This window comes from Serratia sp. CY38905, assembly GCF_052168875.1.
In the GTDB taxonomy this organism is placed as follows: domain Bacteria; phylum Pseudomonadota; class Gammaproteobacteria; order Enterobacterales; family Enterobacteriaceae; genus Serratia; species Serratia sarumanii.
On the sequence record NZ_JBJNLV010000030.1, the window covers coordinates 1 to 10562 of the forward strand.

The 10562-nt window shown below is 49.9% G+C and carries 8 protein-coding genes and 2 pseudogenes; 6 read left to right on the top strand and 4 right to left on the bottom strand.

The features are described from left to right. Nucleotides 1-106 precede the first annotated feature (106 nt). Entirely contained in the window at nucleotides 107-1531 is a 1425-nt protein-coding gene (locus tag ACJ8MK_RS25465; protein ID WP_254911968.1) for a methyl-accepting chemotaxis protein, read from the top strand. 147 nt (nucleotides 1532-1678) lie between these two features. On the opposite strand, the gene ACJ8MK_RS25470 is transcribed toward ACJ8MK_RS25465, so the two are convergent. Then, nucleotides 1679-2305: a Y-family DNA polymerase gene (locus ACJ8MK_RS25470; protein WP_020723587.1), complete on the bottom strand. Its 627-nt coding sequence runs from the start codon at nucleotides 2303-2305 to the stop codon at nucleotides 1679-1681. Nucleotides 2306-2389: 84 nt separating this feature from the next. On the opposite strand from ACJ8MK_RS25470, the gene ACJ8MK_RS25475 reads away from it, so the two are divergent. The 4 genes and pseudogenes from ACJ8MK_RS25475 to ACJ8MK_RS25490 all read left to right on the top strand — a co-directional run. Continuing rightward, nucleotides 2390-2980, top strand: coding sequence for a plasmid pRiA4b ORF-3 family protein (locus ACJ8MK_RS25475; RefSeq protein ID WP_012477564.1), 591 nt, complete (start codon nucleotides 2390-2392; stop codon nucleotides 2978-2980). A gap of 136 nt (nucleotides 2981-3116) precedes the next feature. Beyond that, the gene (locus ACJ8MK_RS25480) at nucleotides 3117-3689 is read left to right on the top strand and encodes a recombinase family protein (RefSeq protein ID WP_001493762.1); all 573 of its coding nucleotides are present in this window, start codon (nucleotides 3117-3119) and stop codon (nucleotides 3687-3689) included. A 36-nt stretch (nucleotides 3690-3725) separates the two neighbouring features. Next, nucleotides 3726-5117: an ISKra4-like element ISKpn19 family transposase gene (locus ACJ8MK_RS25485; protein WP_001493761.1), complete on the top strand. Its 1392-nt coding sequence runs from the start codon at nucleotides 3726-3728 to the stop codon at nucleotides 5115-5117. Between the two features lie 32 nt (nucleotides 5118-5149). Beyond that, nucleotides 5150-5578: pseudogene (locus tag ACJ8MK_RS25490) on the top strand (recombinase family protein); the annotation flags it as partial. Between the two features lie 318 nt (nucleotides 5579-5896). Here the strand turns inward: ACJ8MK_RS25490 and ACJ8MK_RS25495 are convergent. Further along, entirely contained in the window at nucleotides 5897-6553 is a 657-nt protein-coding gene (locus tag ACJ8MK_RS25495; RefSeq protein WP_001516695.1) for a quinolone resistance pentapeptide repeat protein QnrS1, read from the bottom strand. A 394-nt stretch (nucleotides 6554-6947) separates the two neighbouring features. Here ACJ8MK_RS25495 and ACJ8MK_RS25500 point away from each other — a divergent pair. After that, a pseudogene (locus ACJ8MK_RS25500) lies at nucleotides 6948-8101 on the top strand (IS3 family transposase). A 48-nt stretch (nucleotides 8102-8149) separates the two neighbouring features. Here the strand turns inward: ACJ8MK_RS25500 and ACJ8MK_RS25505 are convergent. Together ACJ8MK_RS25505 and ACJ8MK_RS25510 are read right to left on the bottom strand one after the other, a co-directional pair. Further along, complete coding sequence (locus ACJ8MK_RS25505; protein WP_012477595.1) at nucleotides 8150-9007, bottom strand: class A beta-lactamase LAP-2; 858 nt, start codon at nucleotides 9005-9007, stop codon at nucleotides 8150-8152. A 64-nt stretch (nucleotides 9008-9071) separates the two neighbouring features. Further along, nucleotides 9072-10466, bottom strand: coding sequence for a penicillin-binding transpeptidase domain-containing protein (locus ACJ8MK_RS25510; RefSeq protein WP_223807724.1), 1395 nt, complete (start codon nucleotides 10464-10466; stop codon nucleotides 9072-9074). Nucleotides 10467-10562 lie beyond the last annotated feature (96 nt).

The window sequence follows — 10562 nt, forward strand, 5'->3', positions numbered from 1 at the left end:
CTCAGCATTTTATTATGGTGATCCCCTGGGCGAAATGCGCCTGGTAAGCAGAGTTTTTGAAATGTAAGGCCTTTGAATAAGACAAAAGGCTGCCTCATCGCTAACTTTGCAACAGTGCCTAAGACACCCAGATATGCCGCCTGCTGCATTTGAGCATATGTGGAGTACATTAAAATCTGGCCGCTCATGGATGGGGCTAGTAAAAAATCGCTGTAAAAATGGCGACCACTATTGGGTAAGTGCTTATGTAACGCCAATAGCTAAGAATGGTTCGATTGTTGAATACCAGTCTGTAAGGACCAAGCCTGAACCTGAGCAGGTTTTGGCTGCGGAAAAATTATATGCTCAATTGAGAAGCGGGAAGGCCGCGAGGCCGAAATTGGCTGCTAGCTTTTCCGTGAAAATACTCTTGCTCATATGGGGTAGTATTATATCAAGCGCAATGGCTGCCGGCATGCTTACTGATACATCAATAAGCAGCTTATTGTTAGCCACTTTAATGTCAGGAAGCTTAAGCTCTGTTAGTGTTTTGGCTATTCTCTCTCCTCTTGGAAGACTGGTTGAAAGAGCCAGGAATATTTCCAATAACCCATTAAGTCAATCCCTCTACACTGGGCGCACCGATGAGTTTGGCCAAATAGAGTTTGCTTTACGAATGATGCAAGCTGAAACAGGCGCCATAGTAGGTCGCATAGGTGATGCATCAAATCGGCTTAGCGAACACACCCGAGGCCTACTAAAGGATATTGAGTCAAGCAATGTACTTACAGTTGAGCAGCAGGCAGAGACAGATCAAATAGCAACGGCAGTAAACCAAATGGTGGCAAGCATTCAAGAGGTTGCGAGCAATGCACAGCATGCTGCAGATGCGGCCGGAAGAGCAGACACTGAGACGGCATCTGGCCAGCGTCTGGTAGCCCACACAAGCCAGTCAATCACTGCCCTTGAAGGTGAAATTAGGCAAGCCACTCAGGTTATTCATGAGCTTGAAGGTCAAAGTAACGAGATATCAAAAGTTCTTGACGTTATACGAGGGATCGCCGAGCAAACGAATTTGTTGGCACTCAACGCAGCAATTGAGGCCGCGCGTGCTGGTGAGCAGGGGCGTGGTTTTGCTGTTGTCGCCGATGAGGTTCGCAGTCTTGCTGCTCGCACACAGCAATCGACAACGGATATTCAAAGCATGATCAGCGCTCTACAAGAGCGAGCGCAATCCGCTGTTACAGTCATGGAGCAAAGTAGTCGGCAAGCGCACACGAGTGTAGCTCACGCAGAGGAAGCAGCTACAGCTCTTGATGGAATTGGCCAACGCGTTAACGAAATTACCGACATGAACGCGCAAATAGCGACTGCGGTCGAGCAGCAGGGAGCAGTAAGTGAAGACATAAACCGCAGTATTATCAATATACGCGATGCTGCTGATACCAATGTACAGACCGGGCAGAATAATTTGCAAAGTGCGAAATCTGTCGCTCAGTTAACTAGCGCTCTGAGCGAACTGGCAAAACAGTTTTGGGAAAAACGAGGATAACGCTTTTCAGTATCTCGACAGGGATAACTTACTTTACCATCGGTTATCCCTTTTAGCCGCACAAATTTTAGCCATGGCTTTTCAGGAAGTCAGGGCTATCAGAATGGCCTTAGAAAGCCTAGTCAAAGAGCTGTCACGAGAACACCGTTAGCTTAGCGTACGATTTTTTCCGAATTCTGCGGTTCCCCCAATTTGCTGTTTGGTTGCCGGGTTTTCATCGAGGCCAAAGCAGATTTCGCCACGTAACTCCCGCACCGTTCTTTCCAGCGTCACACTGAAATTACTCCGGATAAACCGGGTATCAGCCCGCATCAGATCCAGCGCCGTTCTGATCCCCATCGTTTCAAGCCGCGCTGATATGCGCCTTCCCACTCCCCAGACTTCGGCCGCAGGCAGAATGGCCATCAGTTTATGCAGTCTGCGCTCGTCAGTCAGGGCAACCACGCCCCTGGTGGCTGGCCAGGTCTTGGCGGCGTGATTACACAGTTTTGCCAGCGTTTTGGTAAAACTGACGCCCACTCCACAGGTCAGCGTCGTATGACGTTGCACTTCACGCCGCAGCTGATGCCCGAATGCCTCCAGGTTCATTGCCGTTTCCATCCCACGACAGTCCACAAAGAGTTCGTCAATTGAATACTGCTCCACACGGGAAGACAGCGATTCCACTACCGCCGCAAAACGCGCTGACATGGAGGCATACAGGGTGTAGTTTGAACTGAATACGGCCACGTTATGCGCTTCAATAAGCGGCCTCGCTTTGAAATAGGAGAGCATGAAAAACCTCGGGGCAGCCATCGAATGATGCCATCTACAGGGGTTAAAATAACCACCATCATTTCATAACAATACCTGCTGACTATGAAGATCTACGTCATCAAAATAGCAGTTCATGGAGTCAGTCCGATGGTCTGGCGTCGGCTGAGAATTGCTGCCGACACGTCACTGGCCGCGCTTCACTTCATTTTCCAGATAGTGCAGGGCTGGGGGGACGACCATCTCCATCAATTTCACATTTATGGCAAAGATTACGGTATCTCCTACGAAGGAGGCATCGGTTTTGTCGATAATCCGTTCCGGGTCGTGATTGATGATTTTGCTTTTGATGCTGGCGATCGCTTTACCTATGAATACAATTTCTTTGAGCACTGGCTTCATGACATTCGTGTTGAGGCCATTTATGAAAACTCTACGCTGAAAGCGCCGTTTTGTATAAGCGGCCATGGTATGCCCGGAGCCACAGCTGCGGATGAGTTCGATAAAACCCTGGCGTTTCTTGAAGCTATCGTTAATGCGGATGATGAAACAACGGTCGGCGAGATCCGCCCTTTTGCTGACGACCTGGATGCTGTCAGGTTCAACCGCCACAAAATCAACCGGCAACTGAGCAGGCTCGACCTTGCATCTCCGGTACTGGAGCCTGAAGTTATCTGGCTGGGCCGTCGTCGCTGACTGATGTCTATAAAGGTATACGTTTTCAGCATGCCTCTCAGATCCCCGAAAAAATGTCTATAAACCTCCCTAAATCAGTGTTTATGGATTATTCTTTAAATCTCTATGATGTTTAAAGACCTTCCGGAGGTTTTGCGTGCAATATGCCTACATCAGGGTAAGCTCGGCCGATCAGAATACGGCCCGTCAGGAAGAGGCATTGTCAAAGGCGGGTTTTCAGCCTGATAAAATTTGTGTTGAGCATGCCAGCGCGAAGGACACAAACCGCCCGGGGTTACAGGAACTCCTGGGGCAATTACGCCCTGGTGATACGCTTCTGGTTCATTCCATCGATCGCCTTTGCCGGAATATGTCGGATATGTGCGCTGTCACCACCCGGCTTCGTGACCAGGGCGTTACCCTTATTTTTCTGAAAGAGCAGCTGACGTTCAGCGCCGGCACAAACAATCCGATGCAGGAACTGCAGCTGCACATGATGTCGGCATTCAGCCAGTTTGAACGAGCCTTACTGAAGGAAAGGCAGGCCGACGGCATCGCCGCGAAAAAAGCACGGGGTGAAAAAACAGGGCGCCCCGGCGCCGATATCAAAAAGATCCAGGAAATTGACGCACTCAGAAGCAGAGGGGTCAGGCTCAGGATCGCCTGCGACCATGCGGGCCTTGGCGTTTCCACATATTATAAGCTTCGTCACCAGATGAACAACCAGTAGCCGGGAGATAGTCATCCACCACAGCAGGAGGCAATGATGCAACTGACGCTCCAGATAGTCATCACCGATGAATCAGGCTCCAGTCGAACGGAGGAACTGATGACAATCCAGAAATCAGGGGAGACCCGGAACGACATCGGATTATCGGTGTCAGAATCCAAGCTGTTGCTGAATACGGTCCAGCAGTCGGTGGTCCAGCTGCAGGCAGACGAATATACTCAACACCATATCCGGTGCCCTCACTGCCTTGCTGCGCGCAGAATCAAAGGCAAACAGAAAATACGGTACCGGACGCTGTTTGGCGTTATTCCGGTATCCGGGCTTCGGGTGTACCGGTGCCGTTGTGAAGAGAGTGATACAAAGACAGTCAGTTTGCTCAGCGACTGGGCCGGCGATTATTCTCACCCGGCACTGAAATATATTGAAACCCGCTGGGCCTCGATGATCTCCTATGAAATGACGACTCGTCTGCTGAAAGATATTCTGCCGGTGGGCCACAGCCTGAATGCCTCAACGGTGAGGAATCATTTATGCCAGGTGGCGCAGCGTCTTGACGCTGAGGCTGAAGCTCATTCAGGTTTTCTTTCCGGCTGCCCCCGCGACTGGGGGAACCTGCCCAGGCCAGGAAAACCGCTTGTGGTGGGTATAGATGGTGGTTATGTTCGCGATCGGGATGACAAAAAGCGTAATTTTGAAATTATTGCCGGGAAGTCTTTTTCCGTTGGTGCGCCTGCTGACACCCGCCGCTTCGGTTTTGTTCAGAAGGATGACTGTCATCCGGAACGCAGGCTCATGACCCACCTTTCAGCGCAGGGAATGCAGGCCAACCAGCAGATATTTTTTCTGTCCGACGGCGCGGATAATCTCAGGGACCTCCAGTTCGGTATGTACCCTGAGTCAACGCATGTGCTGGACTGGTTTCATATCACCATGAGGCTGAAGGTGCTCATGCAATATGCCCGGGGACTGCTGGTATCAGATCCAGAGGCGGGGAGTAAAGTTCTGGCACTGCTGGAAAGCATTAAACGATATCTCTGGCATGGCAATGTTGTCGCTGCGCTGGAACATATTGATAATTGCGTTATGTATTGCGATGACCCTGAACTCAGCTATCCTAGCCTGAAATCCCTGCAAAAACATCTGGATGAAATGTATACCTACATCCGGAATAATAAGATGATGATCCCAAACTACGGCGAAATGCGTCGGTACGGAGAGCCGGTATCAACCGCGTTTGTGGAATCCACGATCAATGAAGTGATCGCCAGACGAATGGCCAAAAAGCAGCAGATGCAGTGGAGCAGAAAAGGGGCTCATTATTTGTTACAGACCCGGACCGCCGTTTTGAATAACGAACTGCAGGATAAATTTGTCTGCTGGTATCCGGGTTTTCAAAGTGACGGGAAGGGACCAGCGATGGCAGCATAGCTCACGCTGCCCCAATATTTTTTATGCTCTCGGTCGTATGGAAGCTGGACCGCCTCGGTCGTGATCTTCGTCATCTCATTAATACAGTGCACGACCTGACCGCGAGGGGGACCGGTCTGAAAGTGCTGACCGGTCACGGGGCGACTATCGACACAACAACGGCCGCTGGCAAGCTTGTCTTCGGTATCTTTGCCGCACTGGCGGAGTTTGAGCGCGAACTGATTGCTGAAAGAACGACTGCAGGTCTGGCATCAGCAAGAGCCCGTGGGCGGAACGGCGGCCGACCTTATAAAATGACGCCAGTCAAACTGCGACTGGCAATGGCATCAATGGGACAATCAGAAACAAAGGTCAGTACGCTATGCCAGGAACTTGGGATAACCCGGCAAACTTTGTACAGGCATATTTCCCCTGTTGGTCAACTGCGGGCGGACGGGATCAAGCTGCTCAACCGTGGATAATTTGAACGGACGGAAAAATCTGGGGTTCCGGCGTAGTACCCCTATCACCTCCACATTTTTGCAACAGTGCCTTATAAATGGCAGCCTTATGTTTACTTGCCAAGATGGGCTACCATATGATGTTTTATACTGAGCAATATTAATATTATCTTTAATGGAAAAATTAAGCCCACTAAGTGACCCACTGCTATATGGCTCTATTGTGAAGACGCCTGAGGGTAAAAATTTATACATGGTTGTCCCTATGTCTATTATTGCAAGGTTGACAATATTATTCGTTTTATAAATTTGAGCGTTTAAAATCACACATCAAAGCAATTAGTCAGGATAAACAACAATACCCAGTGCTTCGAGAATCAGTTCTTGCTGCCAGGCTGCAATTTTGATACCTGATGTATCGACTTTGCGGGGATCTAAACCGTCGAGTTCGGCGTGGCATAAATTGGCACCCTGTAGGCTAAATTGCCCCCAGACATCTTCGGAAAAAACACCTCGACTTAAGTCTGACTCTTTCAGTGATGCACCCGCTAGGTTCGTTCCTATCCAGCGATTTTCAAACAACTCACATTTTTCTAAACAAACCCTCTCCATATTGGCATAGGAAAGATTACATCCAGAAATAAATGCTGAGCAAAAGTACATACGATTACTCACTTGATGGGCAAAGTTTGTTCGGGAAAAGTTGGCACCTTTTAAATCACACGCACGGAACTCTATACCGTAGCAATTGGCATTACTGAAGTTTGCCATCGCAAGTTGGCATTGTTGGAAACTTGCATCACGAAGATCTGCGACATCAAAGTGGCAGCCTTCGATATCACCCTGTTCAATGAACTTGCAGTTGACGAATGTCGTATCACGCAAGTTAGCACGTCGAAAGTCGCTGCGAATGAATGTGCAAGCGGTGAAGGTGAGATCACTTAAGTCTTTATGTGAAAAGTTGTGGTGCCGATATGTATGATTGTAGGTTTCCATGAGTACTCCTTGTTGAAAGGAGGGCTAGACTACCATTATACATATGCCAAGACATTAAAATAAAAGCCTGTTACATCAACACATTACAACCCCTCAATTTACCTGTTTTAAGTGGTCAAATTGGCGCGTAGAGCGCCTATCGCTCTTGCATTGGCACGCGGCCCTGTTGAAAAAAGTTATTCGCTTTAGATAGGGTTAGGAGAGCCGTGCTTCGCCGGTAAAAAATCGGACTATCCGACGCAGGGCGGACTCATCGGCGGAGAAGCAAACTTTGACTATATCTCCCTACACTTGGAAGAGGGCTAGACTGGCCCCATAGATCACCAGACACTTCGACTCTCTTAAAATAAGAGGTAGTCTTGGAACTATGTTTAATACCAGTCAGAACGATAAGATGGTTGAAGTGTTATCAGGACCTGAGCGGCGTCGGCGTCGTACACCGCAGGAAAAAATTGCCATTATTCAGCAGACTATGGAGCCCGGTATGACCGTGTCTCATGTCGCGCGCCTGCATGGCATCAATGCAAACCAGATATTCAAATGGCGCAAGCAATATTAAGACGGTTCACTGACGGCTGTTGCATCGGGCGAGGAAGTGGTGCCGGCCTCCGAACTCGCTGCCGCCAATAAGCAAATTCGCGAACTCCAGCGCCTTCTGGGCAAAAAGACGATGGAAGCCGAGATACTCAAAGAGGCCGTGGAGTTCGGCCGGGCAAAAAAATGGATTGCGCATGCGCCCTCGTTGCCTGGGAACGACGAATAAGCGACGTTTGCAGAAGTCTTGGCGTGTCGCGTGCGCAGTTGAGCATTCGGGTTCACCGGCCATCTGACTGACAGGATCGCAGACGGCAGCCCCGTTCTGACGATACCACCGTATTGTCCCGGATAAACATGGCGGTGGCTGACCTGCCGACGTATGGTTATCGCCGTGTGTGGGCGCTGCTGCGACGGGAGTCGGAGCGGGACGGCCTGCCTGTGGTTAATGCAAAGCGGGTGTATCGCATTATGAGAACGCATAATCTGCTTCTTGAACGTAAACCCGCTGATCCTTGCCGTAAGCGGGCCCATAAGGGGCGCGTAGCAGTAGCGGAAAGTAACCGGCGCTGGTGCTCAGATGGCTTTGAGTTCCGCTGTGATAATGGCGAAAAGCTGCGGGTGACCTTCGCGCAGGACTGCTGCGACAGGGAGATCATTGACTGGGCAGCGAGCACCGGAGGCTATGACAAAGAAACGGTGCAGGATGTCATGCTGGGTGCGGTGGAAAAACGCTTCGGAAGGCAGTTGCCAACAGTGCCGGCGTTCGCCCGGTTGCTGGGACTGGAGCCTTGTACGACAGCAGTGCGAAGCCCGGAAAGCAATGGCATAGCAGAAAGCTTCGTGATGACGATAAAACGGGACTACATCAGCATCATGCCGAAACCGGACAGCGAGGCAGCGGTGATGAATCTGGCGGTGGCGTTCAGTCATTACAACGAACATCATCCGCATAGTGCACTGGGATATCGCTCACCACGGGAATATATACGCAGGAAGTTATCGCAACCGTAAGAGAGCAAAAACGTCTGGATATATAGGGTCAAATCCACTGTAAATATATTACCAGTTCTTAATTACTGAATCTCCGATCCCTGCAATATGCTCGTTGAGTTCATTCATAGATGAATGAGTATTTGTAATATACAGGACTACTATACGAGATGGCTTGCCTCCGGGGCCCAACAGTGCAACGATGCCCCGAGATCCGTGATCACCTGCTCCTGTTTTATCCGCTATCATCCAGCCAGCTGGCAGTACAGAGCGGAACAGAGGCCCGCCGACTTTATCTTCCTGCATCCAGCTTATTAATTTTTTTCGAGATTTTTCTGTAAGTACACTTTCGTTTAACAATTTTTGTAGCGTTTGAGCCATCGCTGCCGGAGTGGTGGTATCACGCTCATCGCCAGGCTTCGCCTCATTAAGGCTGGGTTCGTGTCGATCAAGCCTTGTATAACTATCACCAGTGCTACGCAGAAAATGAGTTAATCCCTCCGGCCCGCCAATAGTTGATAGCAATAAATTTGCAGCAGTGTTATCACTGGTGGTAATGGCAGCATTGCATAACTCAGAAACCGTCATTCCATCTGCAATGTGCTGACTGGTTAGTGGAGAATAGTCGTCCAGGTCATGCTTATTATAGGTAATTCGGCGTTCAAGTTGTTCAAGCCCTTTATCAACACGTACTAATATTGCTCCACATAACAAAACTTTGAATGTGCTCATCATAGGAAAACGTTCTTCACGGCGATGACTACTCAGAACCTTCCCGGATAAAAAGTCTATTTCAGTAAAACCAACCCGACCTTTGATATGGTCTTCTGTGCTTTGTATTGTATCAGTAACATTGACTGGTGTAGATAATGCTGGAGTACACATTCCAGCCAGTAAAGAGATTATAATAAGGCGGATCTTTTTCATATTAATATCCTTTTTAAAATTAAGTTAAGTAATAATAGATAAATAATGAGTAAACAGGCTCTGTTCAGCCGGACTGTCGGTGTACCACCGGAGCACGTAAAGCATCCGGTGCAATCTTCAGCCGGGTAAGCACCGGACCGATAATCTGGCCGAAGACAGGCGCCGCCACTGAGCCACCAAAATGCTGTCCCGCTTTGGGATTGTTAATAACCACAACCAGTGCCACTTCAGGACGGCTCGCCGGCGCGACGCCTGCCGTATAGGTAATATGCCCCCCGTCATATTTTCCACCGGCACCTAACTTCTCTGCGGTTCCGGTTTTTATTGCCAGACGGTAGCCCGGTACAGCTGCCCTTACGCCACTTCCGCCGGGTAACACATCACTTTCCATCATTCTGATTACAGCATCGGCAAGCTTCGGGTCCGCCACCTGCTCACCGTACACCGGCGCGGATAACCGTGTAACGGATAACGGATGATAAACGCCACAGGCCCCGAGAGTGGCATAGGCTCTGGCTAACTGGAGCGGGGTTACCCGGAGGCCGTAGCCAAAAGCGAAGGTGGCGCGCTCAATATCAGCCCATCGATGGCGACTGAACGGAAAGTAACCAGTACTTTCACCGGGAAGGCCCAGCCCTGTCGGTTTTCCCAGCCCGAAGGATGAATACGTTTTTACCAGCGCATCCGAAGGCATCGCCAGGGCAATATGTGAAACTCCGGTATCACTGGATTTCTGAAGTATGCCGGTCGGCGTCAGCGCCGGCCAGTATCCCACGTCCCGGATAAGATGGCCGTCAACCCTGAACGGCCTTGTGTCAAGAAGCGTGCTGCTGCTGATAATATGGCGGCGCAGGCCTTCAAGAATGACGAAGGGTTTAACCGTTGAACCCGGCTCAAAGCTGTCATTAATCGCCACGTTACGCATTTCAGCGGAAGTGGCACCGGAAAAACGGTTGGGATTAAACGACGGATAGGATGCCATAGCCAGAATTTCGCCGGTGTTTACGCTGACAAGCACCGCAGCGCCTGACTGGGCGTGATGTTGCTCGACCCCCTCCCTTAACCGGCTGTAAACAATATACTGAAGCACACTGTCAATACTCAGCCTGATCGCCGGTGCAGTTTCCGGAGCGTCATACTGGATCACGCTGATGACGCCCCCCCTGGCGTTTTTGCGTATTTTTTTCACCCCGAAGTCCTTTCTCAGAACGGTGTTAAAGCTCTGCTCAATACCACTCAGCCCTCTATTTTCGGCACCGGTCACACCAATGAGCGAGGCTGATGCCTCACCCAGCGGATAGTAGCGATTTTCATTGTATTTCTGACTTATGCCCGGCAGATGCAGCTGTGACACGGCCCTGGACAATGACAGGGGCGACTTTTTCTTCAGAAACAGGAATTCCTTGTCCGAATTATCTTGAATAGTTCTGCGAAGTGGCACTGTTGCAAAGTTAGCGATGAGGCAGCCTTTTGTCTTATTCAAAGGCCTTACATTTCAAAAACTCTGCTTACCAGGCGCATTTCGCCCAGGGGATCACCATAATAAAATGCTGAG

What these genes read in the sequence shown, in the direction of transcription:
- ACJ8MK_RS25470 (WP_020723587.1), bottom strand. Translation starts at nt 2,305, where the DNA reads ATGCTCTCCTATTTCAAAGCGAGGCCGCTTATTGAAGCGCATAACGTG.
- ACJ8MK_RS25475 (WP_012477564.1), top strand. Translation starts at nt 2,390, where the DNA reads ATGAAGATCTACGTCATCAAAATAGCAGTTCATGGAGTCAGTCCGATG.
- ACJ8MK_RS25485 (WP_001493761.1), top strand. Translation starts at nt 3,726, where the DNA reads ATGCAACTGACGCTCCAGATAGTCATCACCGATGAATCAGGCTCCAGT.
- ACJ8MK_RS25495 (WP_001516695.1), bottom strand. Translation starts at nt 6,553, where the DNA reads ATGGAAACCTACAATCATACATATCGGCACCACAACTTTTCACATAAA.
- ACJ8MK_RS25505 (WP_012477595.1), bottom strand. Translation starts at nt 9,007, where the DNA reads ATGAAAAAGATCCGCCTTATTATAATCTCTTTACTGGCTGGAATGTGT.